Genomic DNA, 24,057 nt, shown 5'->3' with positions numbered 1-24,057 from the left:
TTTAGTTAGCCATCTTCTTGCTTGTAGAAAGATAGTACCGATTCAAGAATTAAATACACATAAAGTCATGAAAAAAATACTTTGTTTACTTATTTGTTCAATTTTTGTCCTTGCAGTCAAGGGACAGGGTTTTATAGGGGCTTGGGAAGGATATCATACTTCTGAAGAAGGAGTGAAACTTAAAAGTGTGGTGATTTTTTCGGAGAAACATCAGGTAATAAGCACCTATGAAGCAGAAACCGGAAAATTTGTGAGTTCTAATGGGGGTACATGGAAGTTAGAAGGGGATATGATGACCGAAAAAGTGGAGTTCGATACAAAGAATGCGGAGCGCGTTGGTTCTGAAATACAATTTAAAGTATACAATAAGGACAGTATCATGGGGATTGTAGGTCATGAAATGACATTAAAACGGATAGATAAAGGCTTGCCGGGAAAATTGCAAGGCGCGTGGTTGATGTCGGGGAGAATTCGAGATGGTAAAACACAGTCAAGAGATGTGAACAGACCCCGAAAAACAATGAAAATACTATCGGGAACACGTTTTCAATGGATTGCCTATAATACCGAGACAAAGCAATTTATGGGAACGGGGGGCGGAACTTATACCACCGTGGATGGCACCTATACAGAGCAGATCGAATTTTTCTCAAGGGATGATTCCAGAGTAGGAGCTAAGTTGAATTTTAACTATGAACTTATTGACGGTAAGTGGCATCACTCCGGCCTTTCCAGTAAAGGAAATCCTATCCATGAAATATGGAGTGTGCGCGAATGATGTTCCTCCTTCTGCCATAGTATATGAAATGTATATGGATTTGAAGATTGAAGCTTTCAAATGAGTTAAGAATCTTGAGCTGTAATTGGAAAGTTGGTCGTATTTTTAACGGCAGAAAAAAAATACGATTGTAGATATTTAAGCATGAAGAAATTTGAACAGGAAGTAGTAATTCGATGGGCAGACTGCGATCAGAACAGGCATGTGAGACATTCGGCCTATTATGATTATGGAGCGCATATTAGAATTCGGTTTTTTAACGAATTAGGATTTAGTTCTACAGTGATGAACGAACTAGAGCTAGGACCTATTTTGTTTAAGGAAGAATGCTCCTTTATTAGGGAATTGCATCCTGATGATACGATAAAAATCAACCTCTTAAAAGGAGAGATTTCAGAAGATGCCTCCAGATGGATATTGCACCATGAAATTTTTAATCACAATGGGGAAAAGAGTGCCCATATTACTACAAAAGGCGCATGGATGGATCTGGGAAAAAGAAAGTTGACAGTGCCTCCAACCCACATTGCCAAAGCATTACATGAACTCCCTTTAGGAGAAGAGTACACCTATAAAAAAGCGAAATCAACCTCCAATTGAACACCTTAAATAAGAATATAGGCATACTCGCAATAGTATTGCAGCGCCATAAGTCCGTACCGAACAGGCAATGGCCATGAACAAAGAACTGCCAGAAATACCGTTTAAAAGCAGTCACCCCGATGTAAAGGATATAGAAATCATAACCCTTGAGGATTTAAATGCACGGAAACATCAGTTAGATCACTTCCCGAATAAGGCCCATCAACTAAAATTTTATATGTTGGTCTTTTATACGCAGGGGGAGACAGAACAGTTGATCGACTTTGTATGGCATAAAGTAAAAAAGAACACCCTCTTGTATCTATCCAAAGGGCAGATCAATGCTTTTAGATTTGATCCAGGGGTAAAAGGGTATATCATACTATTTACAGAACGATATTTTAAAGAACAATTGAACAAACTCCCAAAAAACGTCATCGTACGTCTGTTTACACCGCATTTGTTCACTCCCTTGATACAAGTCCCCCTTGCATCCAATGTAACCTCCTATTTTCAATTCTTCCATGAAGAATTCTATAAGAAGGGAGGGACCTTCAATAAGAAAAATATCATTGATGCCCTCTTTACCATTTTGTTCTCAAAATTGGAGCAACTAAAGCAATATCAGACCCAAGAAATTAAAGAATCACAGCTACTACAGCTTTTTTTGAAATTTCAATCCTTATTGAAAACCGATTTTACAAAAAGCAGAAATGCCCTATTTTATGCAAAAGAAATGCACATTTCCTATAAACATTTGAATCATATCTGTAAAGAGAGCATTGGGGTGACCGCCAAACATTATATCGATGAATTCGTCATTTTAGAAGCCAAGAGAATATTAGTGAATTCTTCTATGAAAAGTACAGAAGTTTCTTTTTTCCTCGGCTTCGAAGAGCCTACAAATTTTGTAAAGTATTTTAAGAAATTTACAGGATTAACCCCAAATTCCTTTAAAAAAATGTATAAATAGTAATATAGGTTCGATATTAACCATTTTTAACTTCATTTCTACCAAATTACTTCTTGTGGTACCAAATATTTTTGTACCTGAAATAAAACACTACAAGATGAGCTATAAAACATACATCATCCTTGGAATGATAGGCTTTGCATCCTGCAAATCAGAAAAAAAAGAAGTAACAATTAAAAATGAAGAAAAAATGGAAATAACAAAGAGAGAAAAAACGGAAGCTTTACTAAGAAGTCTGGAAACAGGTGATTCAACTGCCGTGAACTATATTCATCCAGAAAAATACATTCAGCACAATTTGGGGGTGGCAGATGGTTTGGAAGGTTTTGGTGCAGTGCTACAGAATGCGCCCAATGGTGGATTCAAAGCGAAGGTTATCAGAACCTTTGAAGATGGTGATTATACCTTTGCCCATACCGTATATGATTTCTTTGGACCAAAAATTGGCTTTGACGTTTTTCGTTTTGAAAATGGGAAGATCGTGGAGCATTGGGACAATCTCATTGCGATGAAATCCCCAAATCCCAGTGGTCGCACGCAAGTAGACGGAGAAACGACGATCACGGATTTGGAGAAAACCGCTGAAAATAAGACATTGGTGAGGAACTTTGTTTCCAACATTCTTGTTCAAGGTCAAATGGATAGATTAGGGGATTTTATTGAAGGAGATCAATACCTGCAACACAATCCCGATATTGCAGATGGGCTTTCCGGCCTTGGAGCAGCTTTGGAAGCAATGCAAAAGAATGGTATTGCCATGGTGTACCATAAGGTGCATAAGGTGCTAGGGGAAGGGAATTTTGTATTGGCAATTAGCGAAGGAAGCTTTGCTGGTGTCAAAGTTTCTTATTATGATCTTTTCCGTGTTGCCCAAGGAAAAATAGTAGAGCATTGGGATGTTGTGGAGGAAATAGCGCCCGAATCTGAGTGGAAGCATCATAATGGAAAATTTAATTTCCCTGAATAGAAAGAGCTATTTTCTTAATGGAGCGGGATTTTAATATTCAAATGAAAAGCCACATTCCTTGTCGGAAGTGGCTTTTCGCAGGGAAATTCATTTTTTAATGAATCAACTGCACCTCTGGATAAGCTGCTTTATAGCCAAACCAGAAAGCATTATGTGATGGAAAACGTTCCAAAGTATCCCCATTGGCATTTTCCATTCCTTCTTCTGTTAAATTCCATGAAACACCCTTGTTATCTAAAGCGGTACTTTTCCCGTCATAGGATGTAAAGCGTAAATTTTTGGATTTGTATACCCGATGTGCGCCTGTTTTATCCGTAAAAACAACATAGTTCACTGCGCCTATTTTTGATTCAAAAATGGGGTTCTTACGTAGGTATTTACTGGAAATAGCGTAATTATCCTTACTATTTGGAAGACGGATCGCTAGGATTTCATCTTTGTTTTTTAAACTCCTATCGATCTTGGGTACGGTAAACATTAAATCGTCCGTAGCAAAATATTGTTGGTAGGCAACACCTTCCCCATAATCTCTTCTATGGCCGGTATTTAGCGATAATACTTTGGTATCGGGATGCCGTTCTTTCCACTCCTTCCAAGTGGTGGTGACTACACTTAAATACTCCAATTGAATCCCTTTTCCTACTAAGGGCCCTATAACAGGTTCCCCATCCAAAGTACTCCATAAAGATTGGGTGGCGTTGTCATACATCAATTTGTTGGAACGGTATAAAAACCCGCTGGTACCCATGGCATGGTTTACACCTTTATGTTCTGTTTTATATAGGATAACGGTACCGCACAGAGTACAATAAACTCCGGCTACGGGAACATTGCCCACAGTATCCACAAACATTTCGTGCCAAGCCAAAATCCTTTTTGGATAGGCTCGTGCATCTCCATTGACCTCAATACCAAAAACAATATTACTATCCCGTAAATAGGTAGCTTCCGCAACATTGATCATTTCTGGGCCTCGCAAAGGAGGAATTCCATCTTGCAGTACACCGCCCCATCGAACTTCGTCCAAACGGATTGTACTCTGATCGGCGCGATTTTCAAAATATCGTCTAAATTTTGTATCGATAAGGGAATGGGATTTTGCCTTAAACTCGTAATATTCATCGGAATAGGCCGCATCTTTACTCCATATCCATTGAAACCATTTGTCAAAATCATAGCCGTAATTTTTCTTGGTTTTCTTTTCCAACAACCGGACTATTTTATTCCCAAATCTCCTGTTCTGGGTAAAATAGAGACTTTCGATCAGCATAATCTCATAACTTTCCTCCCAATGGCCATTAATATAGGCAAGGGATTTGCCCAAAGATACTTCATCGGTAGCGCGAAGAAGGTTTAGAAAGTTAGCGACTACTTCTTCTTTGGCTACAGAAATGGAAGTTGGTGTGACTTCAGCCTTAAACTTGGATGTTGTTTCGGATTCTGCCGTTTTTATAAAATAGGAGGTAAGGGTTATAGAACTCAATAAAAAACAGAAGAAACTAGCATATTTTATATAGGAAACCATACGTATCGAAATAAAGGATACTTTTTCTGTCGGGGAAGGGAAGTGATGATTACAGCTATTTTACCCTTGATAAGCGGTATAGATGCGGTTTTAACAAGAATTTATAGATTGGAAGCAAAAAAAATGGAATCCTAGGATTCCATTTTACTTGAGAATTAAAAATATGAGTTAGTTAGTTAATTCTTATGCGAACCATCACAATAAGGTGGGTTCGAAGTTTTTTTACACGTACATAAATAAGCTGTTTTGTCTTCTTCTACAGAAAAACTCATTGAGGGTGTCGCATTATGTGCTCTATGGGAACCGTCACAAAAGGGTTGGTCACTACTGTGACTACAGGTACACCAAGCGTATCTTTTATCTTTTACTAAATCAACAGCAATAGGGGAATATTCTTTATTTTCTTCCATGGTTTATTTTTTTTGGAATGCCAAAATACTAAAAAGAAGCGCATAAAAAACAGTAAGGATTTAATTTTTAGCTAATCTAAATAAACGCAAAAGCAGCAATTTCACCTTGTGATAGGCAATTTTAAAAAAACGAAGCACCACAGGACGGATACTTTCCAGTTGTACTCTGAGGTAGCGAAAAAAAGTGGCTATGGATAAATGAATGCCTTCTTTTTTCTTTTCGTATTGCAAGGATAAAAAGGTACATACAATCATGAACAAAAGAGCGCCTACAATTACTATTGCCGGCGATAAGCTATGGTGTAAGTACTGATACAACCCTATACCGGTTAGACTGCCATAAAGGATAATAAAATGTATGACATAAATGGAAAGCGTACTCTGCCCAATCTTCAATAGGGTTGGGCGAATCATAAAGCGCCTGAGCAACATAAATACGGCAAAAACAACCAAGACGTCACCCAATCTAATAAATAAGTAGTTATTGTAATAAACATCCGTAAATAATGATATTCCACTAATATCCCCAATCTTAAGTAAAACCGCTGAAGAATAAAAAATCAGTAAAAAACCACTGATCAATGAAATACTTATGGCCTTGGGATACAGAAATGCAACATTTTTGTATTTGGAAAAAAGCAAAGCCAGAAAACTTCCAAAAGTGGCATAGCCAAACCAAGGAAAAATAGTAAATACAGAACCATTGATTTTGGTGAAATAGTTGGCAATTCCCTTGGGAAGGTAGGTGTGCGCAAGATTGGCATATTGCGGCTCAAAAAAGAAAAGGATTACAGTAATCAGTACTAAAAAGGAGGGAAATACAACGGCTTTTTGCTTTGCAGTAAGAACGTAGATTCCAACAATGCCAAGGATAGACAATCCAATACAATGGAGTACATCTACAATATAAAATGACTCATAAATATGTCCGGACAGTAGCCCAAAGAGGTTCATGCGCAATACATAACCAATAAGTAATAACTGCAAACCTCGTTTTATTCCTTTTTTTACCCGAGGATTTTTTAATCCTTTCTCGGGTACTTTTATCAATAAATACGTAAAGATAAATCCGGAAACCGTGAAAAATACTGGAGCAGTAATACCTCTAAAATAGAGCCATATCTTATACCCCGTATGGCTACTGTCCCTAAAAATAGGATCTAGAAGACCATCTACAAAGTGCCCTTGAAGCATCATGAGTATGGCCCATGCCCGTATGGCATCTACAAAATACAATCTGTTGCTCTTTGCTTTCATGATCTAGATTACTGCCTTATATACTTGTGTAACAGTAGTTTTGGATGTTTCCTTTGCAAAATTAGTCAAAATACTCGCAATTCATTCGTATTTGCTTTATTTTCGCTAGGAATAAAAACACTAACGTAACTATGGGAACGATATTGGCTTTTGCAGGAAGTAATTCTTCCAATTCTTTGAATTTCAAATTGATAAAACATACCGTGTCAAAGATTAGCGGGCATGATGTTACGACATTGAATATGGCAAACTATCCTTTCCCAATGTATAGTGAAGATGAAGAAAAAGCGAAAGGCTTTTCGAATTCTTTGGTAGAATTTAAAGGCGATATTGCCGCCGCAGATGGTTTAATTATAGCTGTAAACGAGCATAATAGTTATCCATCGGCCTATTTTAAGAATCTATTGGACTGGTTGTCTCGCTTGGACCGAAAATTTATAGATGGGAAAAACGTATTGTTGATGGCAACTTCCCCAGGAAAAAGAGGAGGTATTGGGGCTTTGGAAGTTGTGAGTGGTATGTTGGGAAGGTTTGGAGCTACAGTAGTCACCACCTATTCCCTGCCTTCTTTTCACATCAATTTTAAGGAAACGGAAGGAATCTTGGATGCTGAATTGGCCCAAGGCCATGCGGATGCCATAACGCTATTTATGAATAAAATAGAGTCTATTGCGACAAAGTAGTTCCTTTACGGTTCCAGATATCCAAAAATTTAAGGAGCGATTACAAGATTGGGCACAGCAATTTTACGAAGTCCTATGGCTCGATGGGAATGGGGTTAAAGATCTTTATGGCGCTTTTGATTGTATTTTGGCAGTAGATGCGCTAACTTCCATAGTAACGGATACTTCCGATGCTTTTGAGGATTTATCGGTCTATCGTTCCAATACGCAAGACTGGATTTTTGGATATTTATCCTATGACTTAAAGAATGATGTGGAGGAATTGGAGTCGCAAAATAGGGATGGACTTGGATTTTCTGACCTCTTCTTTTTTCAACCCAAAAAAATCATTCGGATTCAAGGGAATACAGCGGAGTTCCTTTATTTGAATATGGTGGGTGAAGAAATAACCCATGATTTTAATGAAATCCAAGCATTGGGGATATCAGAAGAAGCCAAAAAAGGAACGACAGATATCCGCATTAAAATGAGAATTTTTAAAGATGAATATTTTAATCGGGTAGAACGTCTTTTGCAACATATTCATAGAGGGGATGTATATGAAGCCAATTTTTGTCAAGAATTTTATGCAGAAGACACCCAAATACAGCCTATAACGGTATATAAAAAGCTGAATACGATTTCTAAACCTCCTTTTGCCTGTTTTCTGAAAGTGGGAGAACGTTATTTACTTTCAGCATCTCCAGAACGCTATTTAAAAAAAGAAGGAAGCACCGTTGTTTCCCAACCTATAAAAGGGACTGCAAAACGCTCTTCAAATCCCAAGGAAGATGTTGCCTTGGGCAAGGCATTGGCGCAGGACGAAAAGGAGCGGGCAGAGAATATCATGATCGTGGATTTGGTTCGGAACGATCTGTCCAAAAATGCCCAAAAAGGTAGTGTGGCCGTTACAGAACTATGTAAAGTATACAGTTTCCCCCAGGTGCACCAAATGATATCGACCGTAAGGGCTGAATTTGATAAAGATATCGATCCTGTGCAGATCATTAGAGATAGTTTTCCCATGGGAAGTATGACCGGTGCCCCCAAAGTTTCTGCCATGAAAATCATAGAAAAATTAGAAGCGACCAAACGTGGATTATACAGTGGGGCAGTAGGGTATTTTACGCCAGCGGGCAATTTTGATTTTAATGTGGTCATACGCAGTATTCTGTATAATGCTTCCAGTAAGTATATCTCCTTTTCCGTAGGTAGTGCCATCACCTCAAAGGCCACACCACATAGGGAATACGAAGAATGTCTATTAAAGGCCAAAGCGATGCGGGAAGTATTGGAAAATTGCTAAAGCGCATCGTATTTTAGTAAGAATATTGTAGCTTTAAGAAATGGAGTATCAAAAGTTTGATCTTAAACTGTATGGTACCAGCCTGTATGGGTGGTATACGCAACCCAACACCCTAAAGGGGGTGGTCGTGTTGGTGCATGGCATGGGGGAACATTCTGGTAGATATCTAAACAGCGTAATTCCCAAATTATTGGAAAGTGGCATGGCCGTTGTGGCCTACGACAATATCGGCCATGGGAAATCAGGGGGTAAACGTGGACATTGCCCTAATTATAAGGCTTTAATGGATATTCTAGAGGCAGTATTGCTCAAAGCAAGAACGCTTTTTTCAGAGAAACCCTTGTTTCTATATGGACATAGTATGGGAGGAAATTTAGTGTTGAATTACGCTTTGCGTCATGATTTCGAGATTGATGGTCTGGTGGTAAGCAGTCCATACCTGCGTCTGGCTTTTGTTCCTCCAAAATGGAAAATGGTCTTAGGTAAAATAATGCTCCATATATTCCCTTCATTAACATTACCCTCTGGTTTGGATGCTAGAGGAATTTCCAGAATAGCGGAAGAAGTCAAAGCATATAAGGCCGATGAACTCATACATGATAAAGTAAGCCCTATGTTTTCCTTTCCTATCATGGATGCAGGGGAGTGGGTTATTCAAAATGCCAACAGGCTTAAGGTAAAGACGCTTTTGCTACATGGTACAGCCGATCCTATAATCGATCATAAGGCTACCATATCCTTTCATGAAATGGCGAATCATAGCAGCCTGAAGCTATACGAAGGAGGATATCACGAATTGCATCATGACCGCTGCAAAGATGAAGTTCTGGCACATATTCAGGATTGGTTTCAAGAACAATTGACAGCTTCCTAAGTTTTATCAACAAGCTTTTCTACTTACCTTTGTATGGTGCTCGGTACATTTAAAAAACATATAGAAGAAGTATTCCCGGAATTAATGGAGCACCCCTTTCTCTTGGCTTGTAGTGGTGGAATTGATAGTATTGTATTATCGCATCTGTGCCAGCGCAATGGCATGAATTTTCTTTTGGCCCATTGCAATTTTAACCTGAGAGGGTTGGAAAGTGATGGTGATGAAGATTTTGTACGCGAATTTGCAAGGAAGATTGAAAGAGATTTAGTGGTAAAACATTTTGGAACAATGGATTATGCATTGTTGAATAAAGTATCTGTTCAGATGTCTGCCCGAGAATTACGCTATCAATGGTTTTCGAAATTGATAGAAAAGAAAGCTTTGAAAACTATAGTTACTGCGCATCATTCGGATGACAATTTGGAAACTTTTTTGATAAACCTCTCGCGCGGCACTGGTATTGACGGCCTTTTGGGAATTCCTTCAAAAACGCCCACCTTGGCACGACCCTTACTCTTGTTTTCGAGAACTGAAATAGAAGCCTATGCCATTGAAAATGGATTGCAATGGCGTGAGGACAGCAGTAATGCTGAAACCAAATACCTTAGAAATAAAATCCGACAAGAGATTGTTCCGCGATTAAAAGAATTACACCCTACTTTTTTATCCAATTTTGCGCATACCCAGGACTATTTAAAGCAAACATCTGCGCTTTCCCAAGAATACGGGAAAGCCTTAAAAGAGCGTCTGTTTAAGGAAGGGGATAATGGAATTGCCATTGCCATTGCGCCCTTACTGCAATTAACTCCCTTAAAGGCACATCTGTACAATTTATTTCAAGAATATGGGTTTAAGGAATGGGATGATGTTGCCCACCTTTTGACAGCTATGAGTGGTAAGGAAGTAGTTTCTAAAACACATCGATTGTTAAAGGATAGGGAATATTTGTTCTTGCAAGAAAGAATCTTAGTAAAGCCACAACGATATCTGATCCATGAAAAAGATGTTGAAGTCAGCTTGCCGATTCCGCTTAAGGTCGATGAAGTCGATGCCTTACAAGAGAAATCGAATAATGTATTATATGTCCCCAAGGAGAAATTAAAGTACCCTTTAACCGTAAGAAAATGGGAAAAAGGCGACTATTTCTATCCATTTGGTATGCGAGGAGTGAAAAAATTGAGTAAGTTTTTCAAGGATGAAAAAATGAGTCAAATCCAGAAAGAAGCGCAGTGGCTATTATGTTCGGAAGGAGCAATCGTATGGATAATGGGAAAACGGTCTGACCACCGTTTTAAAGTTACGGACAAAACAAAAAGAATCGTAAAATTCACAATACTGGAATGAAACATTTTATTAGCTTTTTATTTTTATTCTTTGGCCTTTTCTTCGGTTTTTCCCAGACCGATGATGATCCGGTAAAGTGGTCCCATACCGTCAACAAGATATCAGATACAGAATATGATTTGGTATTTACTGGGGTCATTTTTGAAGGATGGCATGTGTATTCCCAACATAATCCGGAGGGTGGGGCCTGGCCTAGCGAACTGGAATACATAGATGCGGGAACAACCTACGAACTTGTAGGAGATACAAAGGAAAGTAAAACAAAAACGGAGTATAGCGATACCTTTGAAATGGACGAAGTCTTTTTTAAAGATAAGGCCGTCTTTACCCAAAGGATCAAACTATTGGATGCCAGTCTTGATCGTATCGATGTAAAGTTGACCTATCAAGTATGTAAAGAGGTTTGTATTCCGGCAGATGAGGAGTTTAACGTATCCCTGAGCGGTAGTGCTATTGTATTGGAAGAAAAAACAATCGATGCTCGCAGTGAAGCCCTGGGACAGGAATTGGTTCTGGATATAAAAAATAAAGAGATTCTGGGAGGGGCCAATAAAGGAGCAGCTTCCGGTTCCAGTATTTGGATGATTTTTGGTTTAGGCTTCTTAGGGGGACTCATTGCATTGTTGACCCCTTGCGTATTTCCAATGATTCCACTGACGGTTTCCTTTTTTACCAAACAATCCAGTTCTAATGGGAAAGGAATTACCAATGCGCTGTTATACGGCTTCTTTATCGTATTGATTTATTTTCTATTGAGCTTGCCTTTTCACCTATTTGATTCGGTAGACTCACAGATATTGAATACCATAGCGACCAATATATGGCTTAATGTGTTTTTCTTTGCCATTTTTGTATTCTTTGCCTTTTCTTTTTTTGGATATTATGAATTAACGCTTCCTAGTTCCTGGGCCAATAAAATGGACGCAGCCTCTACCAAGGCTGGTGGAATTATCGGAATATTTTTTATGGCAGTAACCTTGGCCATCGTCTCATTTTCCTGTACAGGTCCTATTTTAGGGGGACTCTTGGGGAGTACGGCTCTTGCCGAGGGTGACGTTGCCTATAATTTGTCGGCGGGAATGTTAGGCTTTGGCGTTGCTTTGGCCCTTCCATTTGGATTATTTGCCCTTTTTCCCGCTTGGTTGAACTCCCTTCCTAAATCAGGAGGTTGGATGACTACTGTAAAAGTTGTTTTGGGCTTTTTAGAATTGGCATTGGCCCTTAAATTCTTGTCCAATGCAGATTTGGTAGGGAATTGGGGAATTTTAAAGCGTGAAATATTCATCGGCATCTGGGTGGTGGTCTTTATCGCTATGGCCCTATATTTATTTGGAATCTTTCGTTTTCCACATGATGGTCCTAAGAAGAAAAGTACAATTCCACGTTTGGGCTTGGGCCTTCTTAGTAGTGTTTTTGCCCTATACCTGGCCTTTGGAGCATTCAAAGCCTATGATTTAAAATTATTTGGATTTTTACCTCCCGATTTTTACAGTGTAGCTGAGACCGAAAGCGATTGCCCTTTGGGTATTGATTGTTTTAAGGACTTTGATTCCGGAGTAGCACATGCCAAAAGTGTAGGCAAACCCATTTTATTGGATTTTACGGGCTGGGCTTGTGTGAACTGTAGAAAAATGGAAGAAAATGTCTGGAGCGAATCAGATATCTATTCCATACTAAAAGAAGATTATGTCTTAATTTCGCTCTATATTGATGATCGAAAAGAATTGCCGGAAAATCAACAATTCGATTTTAAATACCAATCAGGAAGAGTGAAGGAAATAACGACAATAGGTCAAAAATGGGGGACATTTCAAACGTTGAATTTTAATGCAGCTTCCCAACCCTATTACGTTTTGTTATCCCCCGAAATGGAACTCTTGAATTCGGCAGTGCAGTATACGGATCGCGATACCTATAAAGCCTGGTTAGAAAAGGGCCTGACGAGGTATAGAAGCATGCCTTAGTATAAATGAACACTATATAGTTTTTACTATGCGTAAAATTTTAGTATGGGCATCATTAGTGCTCTTGATTTCCTGTGGAAAGCGCGTTTCTGAGAAGAATACAGCCTTAGTGCCTCAGGACTATTATACGAAGCAGGAAGTACGTATACCCATGAGGGATGGCATTAGCTTACACGCTACCATTTATACGCCTAAAGATACCTCCAAAAAATATCCCATCCTCTTACAGCGTACGCCGTATAGTAGCCGTCCTTACGGTGCCAACACCTTCAAAAAACAAATTGGGCCCAATCAAAAAATGATGAAGGAAGGGAATATTGTGGTATATGAGGATGTTCGGGGACGTTGGAACAGTGAGGGAACCTATGACAATATGAGGCCTTACATTCCAAACAAGCAAGGGAAAGAAACCGATGAGGCAACAGATACTTACGATACTATTGACTGGTTAATTCACAATGTAGATCATAATAATGGAAAAGTAGGGATATGGGGAATATCCTATCCTGGATTTTATTCCGCTTATGCTACGTTAAGTGGTCATCCGGCATTAAAGGCTGTATCTCCCCAGGCACCCATAGGGGATTTCTTTTTTGATGATTTTCATCACAATGGTGCTTATTTGTTAAGTTATTGGAGAATAACCTCCCTCTTTGGGCATATCAAAGATACCCCTACGACAACGCCTTGGTACGAATTTCCGGATTTGGGCACGCCCGATCAATATCAGTTTTTTTTGGAGGCTGGCCCACTATCCAATTTAGATGCGTACTACAAGGAGGATAACGTTTTTTGGCAACAATTGAAGAATCACCCAAATTATGATGACTTCTGGCAAAAACGTGGAATTGTGCAGCATCTTAAAAATATTCAACCCGCCGTAATGACGGTTGGAGGCTGGTTCGATGCAGAAGACCTTTATGGTCCTCTAAATATATACAAGGGCATCGAAGATCGGAGCAATACCTATAATACGATTGTTATGGGCCCGTGGAGTCATGGGGACTGGGCTAGAAATGCAAAAAGACAGGCTATTGGAAATGTATATTTTGGAGATGATATTTCTACTTTTTATCAAGAGGAAATTGAAACCAAGTTTTTCAACCATTTTCTAAAGGGCCAGGCAAATGGAGAAACCAACTTGCCCGAGGCCTATATGTTCGATACGGGAAGTAAGGCATGGAAGACCTTTGAACATTGGCCGCCCACGAAGGCCACTAAGGAAAGGTATTTCCTTGGAGCCGACCAGCAATTGGAAAGTACAGAAAAGGAAGTAGCTTCCTTTGAGGAGTTTATCAGCGACCCCAGGAAACCCGTTCCGTATTCAGAAGACATTAAAGTGGTGTTTACGCCAAGGAAATTCATGACGGACGATCAACGATTTGCGGCAAGAAGACCCGATGTATTGGTGTTTGAGACGGAAGCTTTGGAGAACCCAATGACTTTGGCAGGGGATATCTTGGCAAAATTAAAGGTGTCTACTACTGGAACGGCCGCCGATTGGATTGTTAAATTAATTGATGTGTATCCTGCGGATCATCCTGATTATGAAGAGACCCAATCCTATCTAAAAATGGGGAATTATCATCAAATGGTGAGAAGTGAAGTACTTCGAGGACGTTTTCGCAATGATTTTTCTACTCCCGAACCTTTTGTACCCAATGAAGAGACCACGGTGAATATTAAGTTGCAAGATGTGCTGCATACCTTTAAAAAAGGACATAAGATTCAAGTGCAGATTCAGAGTACCTGGTTCCCCTATATTGATATTAATCCACAGACCTATGTAGACAATATTTTTTATGCGAAAACTACTGATTTTAAAAAGCAATTGCATAGAGTTTACCATAGCTCCCAGATTGAATTTTCCGTCCTCCCATAGGGTTTTTATTGACTTTAGTTGAAATAAGACCTTTGAAGTTTAAATTTTTTTATCGCTAAAATAAATTTATCTTTACAATTGGACACACAACAAAACGAATGAGAAAATTGAAGAGGATTGGCCTAATTTTATTGGCCATACTGGGGCTGTTTATTTTGATTATCTTCATAGTTATCCAAACATTAAAGCCTAGTTATAGCGGTACTCAGGAAATTGCCAAATTAAATACCGAGGTCAACGTATATTACGATACCTATGGAATACCTCATATCTACGGAGAAAGCAAGGAAGATGCTTTCCGATCTTTAGGCTACGTCCATGCCCAAGATCGCTTGTGGCAAATGGAATTGTTGCGAAGAATAGGTAGGGGAGGGCTTTCTGAAGTTTTTGGTCCTGATGTAGTATCTACCGATAAATTTTTTCTGTCTTTAGGTATTGATGAAAACTCGGAGATGACTGTTGCCAATCTGGATGTAAATGCAGAAGTGGTACAACTCTCCCAAGCATATTTGGATGGAATCAATCAGTTTATAGAAGTGGGGCCAACGCCCATTGAATTTTATCTTACCGGTATTGAAAAAACACCATTCACACTAAAAGATATGTACAATACACTGGGATATATGTCTTTTAGCTTCGCTATGGCCCATAAAACAGATCCTTTGTTAACGAATATCAAAGATAAATTGGGAGTAGCCTACTTGGAGGATTTGGAAATTAATGTGGACACCAATACCGTCTGGATCCAAAATTATAAGATTCCCAATCCCTTGGATACCTTGCCCAATACCATTACAAGTATGGTTTCTTCAGCCCTTAAAGGATTGGCCGTACCGCAATTTATTGGAAGTAATAGTTGGGTAATAGCTCCTGAAAAAACGAAAAATGGAAAAGTCATTTTTGCCAATGACCCGCATATAGGTTTTAGTCAACCTTCTGTATGGTACGAAGCCCATGTCAGTGCCCCCAATTATGAGAAATATGGATATCATTTGGCCGGGATTCCCTTTCCATTGTTAGGCCACGATCGGAATTTGGCCTATGGTTTGACGATGTTCGAGAATGACGATGTAGATTTTTATTATGAAGAAAATCACCCTACAGATAACCTTAAGTATAAAACAGCTGCAGGCTGGGAAAATTATACTGTGGTATCCAAAACCATAAAAGTAAAGGATAGTACCGATGTAACTTTTACCTATAAGAAATCCGTGCATGGCCCTATACTTAATGGGATTGCCGATCAAGTGACCGGAGAACGCCCCATTGCCATGTCATGGATTTATACGAAAGTGGAGAATAAAGTAATGGATGCCATATATGCGATGAGCCATGCGCGCAATATTGATCAGTTTAAAAAAGGCTTGCCCAATATCCATGCGCCCGGCTTGAACGTGATGTATGGGGATGCACAAGGAAATGTGGCTTGGTGGGCAAGTGCAAAATTGTATCAAATGCCCGATAGTACCCACACCAAGTTTATTCTCAATGGTAGCTCAGGGAAGGAAGAACCCTTGCGTTATCTTAATTTTTCGGAAAACCCACAGGCCGTAAATCCGCCTTGGAATTATGTATATTCAGCAAACAATCAACCCGATTCCATTGCCGGAATGCTATATCCGGGATATTACCTTTCCGAAAATAGGGCCAAGAGGATCGTAACATTGTTGGAGGCTAAGGATGATTGGGATGGTAAAGCAGCTCGTGAAATGATTACGGATGTCACTTCTGCAGTGAATCCTGATATTGTAGTGAATTTGGCAAAACTAATTGTTGTGGAAGATTTTACGGACGAAGAAATAGAATGTCTGGATAAATTGAACGCTTGGGAGGGAGATTACCCTATAGCAAGTCTAGAGGCAGCCTTGTTTCATAAATGGCTATACCTTTTCTTGAAAAACACTTTTGAAGATGAGTTGGGCGTAGTGATGTTCGAACAATTGATGAATACACATTTAATGAAACGAGCCATTGCCAGTATGGCGGAAAAAGAAAATTCCATTTGGTGGGATAATGTGTTTACAGAGAACGAGCAAGAAACCAAACAGGACATTGTCAATAAGTCGTATAAGGAAGCTTTTGCTGCACTTAGGGAGCAATTGGGGGACGATATGGATGATTGGGAATGGGGAGAAGTGCATAGCCTGGAACATGAGCATCCCATTGGTCGGGTAGCGGCCTTACGCAAATTCTTTAATGTAGGGCCTTTTCCCATAGAAGGAAGTAGGGAGGTGATCAATAACTTGGGATTTACGTATACACCCTCTGGAGAGTACCAAGTAAAAGGAGGGCCATCTACACGTAGAATCATTGACTTTTCAGATATTGAGAATAGCATGAGTATTCTCCCTACAGGACAATCGGGCAACCCCTTTAGCAAGTATTATGAAGACCAGGCGGAAATGTTTGTAAACGGACAATTCCGTAAGATGATGCTCAATAAAACGGAAATCACGGAAAGTGCAGCCTCCGTCTTAACCTTAAAGCCTAAAAAGTAGGACTTCTCCAATCTTTATCAAATATTAGATTATTTTCTTAATTTTAGAAAAAAATCTAATGATATGTTGATCAAAACCTTTGGAAGTGCCGTCTTTGGCGTGGAAGCCACCACAATTACTATAGAAGTAAATATTGATAAGGGAGTAGGTTATCATTTGGTAGGCCTGCCGGATAATGCCATCAAAGAAAGCAATTATCGTATTGCCGCGGCCTTATTGAATAATGGACACCGCATTCCCGGCAAGAAAATCACCATCAATATGGCTCCGGCCGATTTGCGGAAAGAGGGCTCTGCTTATGACCTGACGATAGCCCTTGGTATTCTCAGGGCTTCGGGGCAAATGCAATCCAAAGATCTGGAACAGTATATCATTATGGGCGAACTCTCCCTAGATGGTAGTCTTCAACCCATTAAAGGAGCCTTACCTATTGCCATTAAAGCGCTAGAGGAAGGATTCAAAGGTTGTATTGTTCCCGAGGAAAATGCATCTGAAGCCGCCATTGTAAGCGATTTAGAGGTTTATGGCGTAAAAAACATTAAAGAGGTGATCGCTTTTTTTGATCAAGGCATTCCTTTAGAGCGAACCGTAGTGGATGTACGGGCCGAATTTTATAAAAACCTGGAATTCCCAGAGTTCGATTTTTCGGATGTCAAAGGGCAGGAAAGTATTAAACGCTGTATGGAAATTGCAGCCGCTGGCGGACATAATATTATCCTGATCGGACCACCGGGCTCCGGAAAGACCATGTTGGCCAAACGTTTACCTTCCATATTGCCTCCCATGACCTTACATGAAGCCTTGGAGACTACCAAAATCCATAGTGTCGTGGGGAAAGTAAAGAATAGGGGACTAATGAGTCAACGCCCTTTTAGAAGTCCCCACCATACCATCTCAGATGTAGCCTTGGTAGGGGGAGGGGCCTATCCGCAACCGGGAGAAATCTCCCTATCCCATAATGGAGTTTTGTTTCTGGATGAGTTACCAGAATTTAAACGTGGGGTATTGGAAGTCATGCGGCAACCTTTGGAAGACAGGGAGGTGACCATTTCCCGTGCACGCTTTACGGTAACCTATCCAAGCAGTTTTATGTTGGTGGCCAGTATGAACCCCAGTCCCGGAGGCTATTTTAATGATCCCGATGCCCCGGTGCAATCCTCACCAGTGGAAATGCAACGCTATTTGGGCAAAATATCAGGCCCCTTATTAGATCGTATCGATATTCATATTGAAGTCACTCCGGTTCCCTTTGATAAACTATCCGAAGATCGAAGGGGGGAGAGTAGTAGTACCATTCGAAAGCGGGTAACTAGGGCCAGGGAACGCCAAACGAGGCGTTTTGAACAATTGGAACATGTACATTACAATGCACAGATGAATACCAAACAAATACGGGAATTTTGTGTATTAGATGAAACTTCGAAAAATTTATTAAAGAATGCTATGGAACGCTTAAACCTATCGGCAAGGGCTTATGATCGTATTCTAAAAGTAGCTAGAACTATAGCCGATTTAGCAGGTGGTGCTCAGCTCAATGAAGAACATATCAGTGAGGCGATCCAGTATCGGAGTTTGGATCGAGAGGGGTGGTTGGGGTGAGGTTGAGTAGGAGCTTGCTGTGAAGTTGCAAACTTCTCAGGGCCAGAGAGCTATCCTATTCTGAGTAATTTTAAATTCACTATCGCTCAGCCACATATTTTGTGTTCAATGTGTTATACAATCCGTAGTCAAAATCATTCTGATTGGAGGTAAAATACTACTTGCCAGTCCTTCACATCTTGTAGCTTCGGGTTTTTCAAAGCTAGAGTATACCGCAAAAAAATAACCCTTAGCTTTCATTCGATTAGTTCTATCCAATGGTATTTCCATATTTGGTTCTAAACTAATGCTGTTTCCACCAATACTTTCACCTAAGTGATTTGATTCAAATATTCTTATAGGGTAATTGGTTTCATTCTTTATCTTTACAATATATCTATTGGAATCTTGCAAGGACCAATTGAGAGGTATTGGTTTAAGAGGGGAGTCACATTCATATCTAAATGATACAGGATTATCTAATGTCCTTGTTCTAATCGTTATTTTTCCCATATGATTTATAGGCACTTCTTTGGGAAGACAAGCGACTGTTTCATTAATTACATAAATGTCAATATCTTCAGATATTATTACTCCTTTTTCGCCAGCTGAACGAAAAGTGGTCAATGCACTTTCTAATTGATTAATTATACTTATACTATGTTCTGTATTTTGTGGAGAACAAAACTTTTTATTTATCATTGAGCCCCAAGAAATCATAACTGATTCATCTACACATAATTCTTTTTTGTTTGCAGAAATGGTTATCGGAATCGCATTTCCTAATCTTTTTGAAAAATAGTAGGTAAGACCTGAAGTAAATAATAGTATAGTAATAATCCAGGGAACATATTTTCTTAAATTTTTCATTTTGATGTATGTTTAATTACAATTTAAGCTGATAGAGCTTAAAAAAGCAGTAATTATGTATGGTTGTACATGAAAATTTCATAGTTAGAGTTTATCCATGAATCTATTCGGTATTCCGGTTTGTATTGTTGATGCATGACTGGGGTGAGTTTTGGTGTTGGAATTCTTTGAAATGTTGAATGGCATACTAGGAGTTTTGTTTTTTTAATTCCTTCTTTTCCAACTGATCATTAAAAATACCTTCCCAATACTTGGATATTTCATACCATCTATAGGCTTTCCTTTGTGCATTGAGATAACATTGTTTTTCTTTCTTTTGTAATTCTTCTGAATTGCCCCATGCTTGCTCCAACACTTCGGCAATAGATGCTGGTTTAATGATATGCTCGTTGATTTTGGAATGGGGATTAACCAAAGTGATATCGTAGGGTAGAAGATAGGCACATTCGTTCCAAAGCTCCTTTCCACTGCTATGCGCGGGTACTATTTGTGCAAGACCGGCAGCAGCCTGTTCAAAACTTAACAAGCCCCATCCTTCACTGGAAGCAGTATTGATGCCAATGGATGCGGCATTAAAAATGGTGTTGAGCATGGAATCCGTAACTTGTGGTTGCTGATTTTCATCGGTAGAATAGATGAGTCGGTCTTCCAATTGGTATCGTCGTGCCAAGCCTTTAATATCCCAACCAATATCTTTTAACCCCATATGTAAATGCAGGAATACCCCTTCTGGTTTATTTTTGGCAAATAGACCAAAACCTTCCATGCAAAGGTCTATGCGTTTCCGAGGTTGATTTCTGTTGGCATTCAAAACAATAAAACCATCTTGTAAAAGCGTATTATCCACAGGATAAATGGCCTGACGTGCTATTTTTTGGGAGACTGACCTATTTTCCCCCAGAGGTTTAAAGGTTTCGCAATCTACGCCATGGGGAATGACATCAATTTTAGGGAAGGATAGCTTAGGATGAGAAGCAATAGCTTCTTTAAGTGCTTTTTTTGCAAATTGCGTATATACCGCCATATAACTTGCTTGCTTGAGCAAAGGAGGCAAGGTGGTATCGATATTCCCTGAATTAAAAGAGGCATAAACTACCGTGGGTATGGACTTAAACGCGCTAAGTTCCTTAAAATATTCAACCAATGCCCAAGGGTCCTGTAGCATAAAAACCAAATCGGGTTGCAGACTGGCTACCAGGGGTTTAATGCGATGCGCACCGAGGGCATATTGATCAATACCGGCAGGAAAGATCCTCCAAGGCCAGTCATGGGGATCACCAAAATAATTGGTTCCCAATTGAACAAGATTGAATTTCTCTTTAAGAGGAACAAAAATTTCATAAATAACCCGTGCAAATCCTGTTGTGGCAACAGCATCTCCAATAATTAAAATGCAGGGCTTTTTTGTCATTTTGTGTATTAGCTACCATGGATTACGCATATTGGAATCAATTGAAACCAATTAAATCATATCCTTTAAAGAGTTCTGCAGTATAGCTGTAGGCCAACAAACTATTAAATGGGCGTTTTAGAGACATCAATAGTATAAACATGCCCGTCCTCCGCTTTAATAACGCCATTTGTTCGAAAACTACCGACGGGAGCATCGGTCTCTACAGTCCAATGAATTAAGTTAGTTCCTTGAGGCATGGAAGTCGACTGACCATTTGGTTTTACATAACCCGAACCCGCAGGTACATTTGTAGCATAGGTTACTAAACCATCCAAATTGTTTTTTAGAATAATTGCCATAAAATACTTTTTTAAATTAAAAATTTTATTGGCCCGGAAAAAAGCAATGCTATGCGTATGGGGCAAAATAATAGAAAGCTATGCTTTACAGCGCATAGGTATCTTTTTGCATCTACATTGGCATCCCTGAGTCCGTACTAAATATAGTGGAATAGTAAGGAATATAGCTTTATACATGTACAATTTGTAAGATTTTATGTGTAAAATGCATGAGAATGATGGTATGTAGTCATTATCAGTTTTTAGGTTAATGTTTTAATACAAAGAGATTTACGTATTGTGAAACAGAATTAAGCATACCATAACTAGGCTTAAGATTGAAAACAGAAGATTTCACAAAGACAATGATCTAGTATGGTTACGGCAAAGTGGTAACTTTCAAGGGGGATATTATAGGTTGAGTATAAATTTTATAAGATCGTTATTGAACACTTCATCCATGATTTTGGACGTTTGTTTTGGGTTTTGCAAAGGATGGTCTTGGAATATTTTTTTATGCAAGGTTTCCACAGTATTCGTAATGTCTTTTGCTTTCTTTTTGGATAATTCCCCTATTTTGAGTCGATACTGGCTATTAAATTTTAGATGGTTTGGATCTACTTTCCCCGACTTGATGTAAGCTTTGGTTTTTTTTGAGCAGCGACATGGATTTTCTTTATTGATCAGGCCACATTTTTTGTTCATCCAATTGTAAAGATCTTTTCGTACCCGCGTGAGTTTGACTCTAAAATTTCCTGGAGAAATCTCTAAAATCTCAGCCCCAAGTTTATGGTCTACTTCAAACATTTCTCCTAAAATATAAATCATGCGTTGTTCTCTAGATAAGCATAACAACATCCCTGCCGTACAGCGAATTCTGATTTCCTCAATGGTATCTCCCCATTCTTCCTTTTCTTGCTCATTAAGATCGTAACTAGGCATGGCCTCAATGGATTGAAAATAGTGTTCAAAATCAGAGATGACCAATTCTGATGGTCTTTTCTTTGTATTTAAGAAATGATTCACGGTGATTCTGTAGAGCCAAGTCCTAAAACTACTTTTATACTTGAATTTGGATAAAGCGGTGATGGCCTTGATGAACACCTCTTGAGTTAAATCTTCTGCGTCTTCGGTATTTCGACTCATTTTTAAGGCAAGGTTATACACAAAAACCTGATGCCTTAGGATCAAATTCTGCAATGCCTTTTTATCTCCGTTGAGACCTAGCTGAATCAATTCCTTGTCTTCAATATCCGGATAATCAATAGCAAAAGGATTCTTCATACGTCTTTGATATCAAAGCCCAACTTTTATAAAAATACAAAAGAAGGGCTTTATAAACTTTTAAAAGGATTTAAATGGAGTTGATTCCTCCATGTACAGCAACTTCTTCTCCAATAACATAAGAAGAATCGTTAGAAGCTAGGAATAATACCGCCTTTGCTACTTCTTCCGGATTGCCAAAGCGTTTTAAGGCAGTTTGCTCTGTAATGGCAGCAGCTGCCCCTTCAAGCACATCGTTTGGTAATCCTATTTTTCCCCAGAAAGGCGTCCCAATAGGCCCAGGACTTATGGCATTTACCCGTATACCCCTTTCTGCCAATTCTGCAGAAGCTACCCGCACAACGGAACGTAGCGCTGCTTTACTGGCGCTTAACAAACTGCTTCCTGCAAACCCAATTTCATTGAGCCAAGAAGTAGTAATGACTACAGAAGCGTTCTCATTTAAATAGGAGATACCTCTTTGTAGGGCAAAATAAGAACCTTTAAAGTTAACGTCGATCATATCATCAAAAAAGGCTTCATCGGTTTCTGCAATAGGAGCTAGCTTCCCTTTTCCTACATTAATGAACAAAACATCAATTTTACCAAATTTTGCTGCTGTGGTAGCATATAATTTTTCTAAATCGGACAAATTGGTGACATCTCCTTGCACTGCAAAACTATTTTTTCCCAATTGTTGGGTTGCAGCATCCAAGTTTTCTTGACTGCGCCCAAATATGGCCACTTTAGCGCCGTTGTTTATAAATTCCTGGGCCGTACTTAGCCCTATACCGCTACTACCTCCCGTTATAACGGCTACTTTTCCATCTAATTTTCCCATTTCTTTTGATTTTTTTTAAATAGATTAAACATTATATCATGTGTTATATAGTTTGGACAAGAAAAAATGGGAGTGTTACAAACCGGAATAGAAGAATAGTGGGGTTTGTGTTTACTTAAAAAACACCTTATATGCTTAAGGTTATGATTTTCAATACGTTGTTTTTTTAACTGTACAACTCAAGTTTTAATGGAACGAAGAGAAAATAAATACCTGAAACAATAGGTTACAGAAAAATGACATTGATTTAAGCCCTAGAAATAGGGAAGTGAAGTAACTTACTGCAGCGTTTTGGATGAGGAAAGAAGGGTATGCATGGCTTGGAAGATTCCTTTTGAGCTTTGTAGTATGGTATAGTTGATGAAACAAAGGCATGAAAATTTAAACATAGGAACCTCTATGATTCCTATGTTTTTTTTTGAGTATTGGATTAAAATAATGAAGGTCCTCCAATAACGGTAATGCCACAATTATCTTCTAAAGCCTGAAGAGCCCCGTCTCTGGCTTCTTGCGGATTATCGTTTGTATAGATGATCATTAGAGAATGGCAGTACTCATCACAACTTGCTTGCGAACCTCTACTACAGGTATAAGGACTACCTCCACTAATCTGTCTTTGTTCCGATTTGCTTAAAATTTTACCAATGTTTACCAATGTTTTTTTCATAAATGAAAGATTTAAAATGAGTGCATCCTTGAACATTTAAAGACACTCAAGGTCTGTGTCTTTTCTTTGTGAGAAAACATTTTCC

General features: G+C 39.1%; 21 protein-coding genes. 12 read left to right on the top strand and 9 right to left on the bottom strand.

The genetic code is table 11. From position 1 onward, the window contains the following. Positions 1 to 67 precede the first annotated feature (67 nt). The 4 genes from ACEXOE_RS12825 to ACEXOE_RS12810 all read left to right on the top strand — a co-directional run bounded on the left by ACEXOE_RS12825 (position 68) and on the right by ACEXOE_RS12810 (position 3,300). Positions 68 to 778, top strand: a complete 711-nt coding sequence (locus tag ACEXOE_RS12825) for a membrane or secreted protein (protein WP_394749207.1) — start codon at positions 68 to 70, stop codon at positions 776 to 778. A gap of 144 nt (positions 779 to 922) precedes the next feature. Beyond that, complete coding sequence (locus ACEXOE_RS12820; RefSeq protein ID WP_394749206.1) at positions 923 to 1,378, top strand: acyl-CoA thioesterase; 456 nt, start codon at positions 923 to 925, stop codon at positions 1,376 to 1,378. A gap of 76 nt (positions 1,379 to 1,454) precedes the next feature. Next, entirely contained in the window at positions 1,455 to 2,333 is an 879-nt protein-coding gene (locus ACEXOE_RS12815; protein WP_394749205.1) for an AraC family transcriptional regulator, read from the top strand. 97 nt (positions 2,334 to 2,430) lie between these two features. Then, positions 2,431 to 3,300 (top strand): nuclear transport factor 2 family protein, encoded by an 870-nt coding sequence (locus ACEXOE_RS12810; protein ID WP_394749204.1) that lies wholly within the window; start codon positions 2,431 to 2,433, stop codon positions 3,298 to 3,300. 94 nt (positions 3,301 to 3,394) lie between these two features. On the opposite strand, the gene ACEXOE_RS12805 is transcribed toward ACEXOE_RS12810, so the two are convergent. The 3 genes from ACEXOE_RS12805 to ACEXOE_RS12795 all read right to left on the bottom strand — a co-directional run bounded on the left by ACEXOE_RS12805 (position 3,395) and on the right by ACEXOE_RS12795 (position 6,492). Continuing rightward, complete coding sequence (locus ACEXOE_RS12805; RefSeq protein WP_394749203.1) at positions 3,395 to 4,783, bottom strand: DUF3179 domain-containing protein; 1,389 nt, start codon at positions 4,781 to 4,783, stop codon at positions 3,395 to 3,397. Between the two features lie 218 nt (positions 4,784 to 5,001). Continuing rightward, positions 5,002 to 5,235 (bottom strand): CDGSH iron-sulfur domain-containing protein, encoded by a 234-nt coding sequence (locus ACEXOE_RS12800; protein WP_394749202.1) that lies wholly within the window; start codon positions 5,233 to 5,235, stop codon positions 5,002 to 5,004. 60 nt (positions 5,236 to 5,295) lie between these two features. Further along, entirely contained in the window at positions 5,296 to 6,492 is a 1,197-nt protein-coding gene (locus ACEXOE_RS12795) for a heparan-alpha-glucosaminide N-acetyltransferase domain-containing protein (protein ID WP_394749201.1), read from the bottom strand. Between the two features lie 131 nt (positions 6,493 to 6,623). On the opposite strand from ACEXOE_RS12795, the gene ACEXOE_RS12790 reads away from it, so the two are divergent. The 8 genes from ACEXOE_RS12790 to ACEXOE_RS12755 all read left to right on the top strand — a co-directional run bounded on the left by ACEXOE_RS12790 (position 6,624) and on the right by ACEXOE_RS12755 (position 18,621). Beyond that, entirely contained in the window at positions 6,624 to 7,175 is a 552-nt protein-coding gene (locus ACEXOE_RS12790) for an NADPH-dependent FMN reductase (protein ID WP_394749200.1), read from the top strand. Then, positions 7,162 to 8,460 carry an aminodeoxychorismate synthase component I gene (gene pabB / locus ACEXOE_RS12785; protein ID WP_394749199.1) on the top strand — a complete coding sequence of 433 codons (1,299 nt, stop codon included), beginning with the start codon at positions 7,162 to 7,164 and terminating at the stop codon, positions 8,458 to 8,460. The genes ACEXOE_RS12790 and pabB overlap by 14 nt, the downstream gene beginning before the upstream one ends. Positions 8,461 to 8,500: 40 nt before the next feature. Then, a complete protein-coding gene (locus ACEXOE_RS12780; RefSeq protein WP_394749198.1) occupies positions 8,501 to 9,334 on the top strand; it encodes an alpha/beta hydrolase in 834 nt (277 codons plus the stop codon). 33 nt (positions 9,335 to 9,367) lie between these two features. Then, entirely contained in the window at positions 9,368 to 10,678 is a 1,311-nt protein-coding gene (gene tilS, locus ACEXOE_RS12775; protein WP_394749197.1) for a tRNA lysidine(34) synthetase TilS, read from the top strand. Beyond that, complete coding sequence (locus tag ACEXOE_RS12770; RefSeq protein WP_394749196.1) at positions 10,675 to 12,642, top strand: protein-disulfide reductase DsbD family protein; 1,968 nt, start codon at positions 10,675 to 10,677, stop codon at positions 12,640 to 12,642. The genes tilS and ACEXOE_RS12770 overlap by 4 nt, the downstream gene beginning before the upstream one ends. 28 nt (positions 12,643 to 12,670) lie before the next feature. After that, positions 12,671 to 14,524: a CocE/NonD family hydrolase gene (locus tag ACEXOE_RS12765; RefSeq protein ID WP_394749195.1), complete on the top strand. Its 1,854-nt coding sequence runs from the start codon at positions 12,671 to 12,673 to the stop codon at positions 14,522 to 14,524. A gap of 98 nt (positions 14,525 to 14,622) precedes the next feature. After that, positions 14,623 to 17,022 (top strand): penicillin acylase family protein, encoded by a 2,400-nt coding sequence (locus tag ACEXOE_RS12760; RefSeq protein ID WP_394749194.1) that lies wholly within the window; start codon positions 14,623 to 14,625, stop codon positions 17,020 to 17,022. A gap of 63 nt (positions 17,023 to 17,085) precedes the next feature. Continuing rightward, positions 17,086 to 18,621, top strand: a complete 1,536-nt coding sequence (locus ACEXOE_RS12755; RefSeq protein WP_394749193.1) for a YifB family Mg chelatase-like AAA ATPase — start codon at positions 17,086 to 17,088, stop codon at positions 18,619 to 18,621. A gap of 105 nt (positions 18,622 to 18,726) precedes the next feature. On the opposite strand, the gene ACEXOE_RS12750 is transcribed toward ACEXOE_RS12755, so the two are convergent. The 6 genes from ACEXOE_RS12750 to ACEXOE_RS12725 all read right to left on the bottom strand — a co-directional run bounded on the left by ACEXOE_RS12750 (position 18,727) and on the right by ACEXOE_RS12725 (position 23,972). After that, positions 18,727 to 19,470 carry a hypothetical protein gene (locus ACEXOE_RS12750; protein ID WP_394749192.1) on the bottom strand — a complete coding sequence of 248 codons (744 nt, stop codon included), beginning with the start codon at positions 19,468 to 19,470 and terminating at the stop codon, positions 18,727 to 18,729. 187 nt (positions 19,471 to 19,657) lie between these two features. Continuing rightward, entirely contained in the window at positions 19,658 to 20,881 is a 1,224-nt protein-coding gene (locus ACEXOE_RS12745; RefSeq protein ID WP_394749191.1) for a glycosyltransferase family protein, read from the bottom strand. Between the two features lie 104 nt (positions 20,882 to 20,985). Continuing rightward, complete coding sequence (locus ACEXOE_RS12740) at positions 20,986 to 21,222, bottom strand: hypothetical protein (protein ID WP_394749190.1); 237 nt, start codon at positions 21,220 to 21,222, stop codon at positions 20,986 to 20,988. Positions 21,223 to 21,612: 390 nt separating this feature from the next. Next, entirely contained in the window at positions 21,613 to 22,485 is an 873-nt protein-coding gene (locus ACEXOE_RS12735) for an RNA polymerase sigma factor (protein ID WP_394749189.1), read from the bottom strand. A gap of 70 nt (positions 22,486 to 22,555) precedes the next feature. Then, positions 22,556 to 23,305 carry an SDR family oxidoreductase gene (locus ACEXOE_RS12730; RefSeq protein WP_394749188.1) on the bottom strand — a complete coding sequence of 250 codons (750 nt, stop codon included), beginning with the start codon at positions 23,303 to 23,305 and terminating at the stop codon, positions 22,556 to 22,558. Positions 23,306 to 23,735: 430 nt separating this feature from the next. Next, positions 23,736 to 23,972, bottom strand: coding sequence for a hypothetical protein (locus tag ACEXOE_RS12725; protein ID WP_394749187.1), 237 nt, complete (start codon positions 23,970 to 23,972; stop codon positions 23,736 to 23,738). Positions 23,973 to 24,057 lie beyond the last annotated feature (85 nt).

The sequence above is a fragment of the Spongiimicrobium salis genome, assembly GCF_043678055.1.
Classification (GTDB): domain Bacteria; phylum Bacteroidota; class Bacteroidia; order Flavobacteriales; family Flavobacteriaceae; genus Spongiimicrobium; species Spongiimicrobium salis.
The sequence above is the reverse complement of the archived record's forward strand: the minus strand, read 5'-3'. Positions and strand labels throughout refer to the sequence as shown.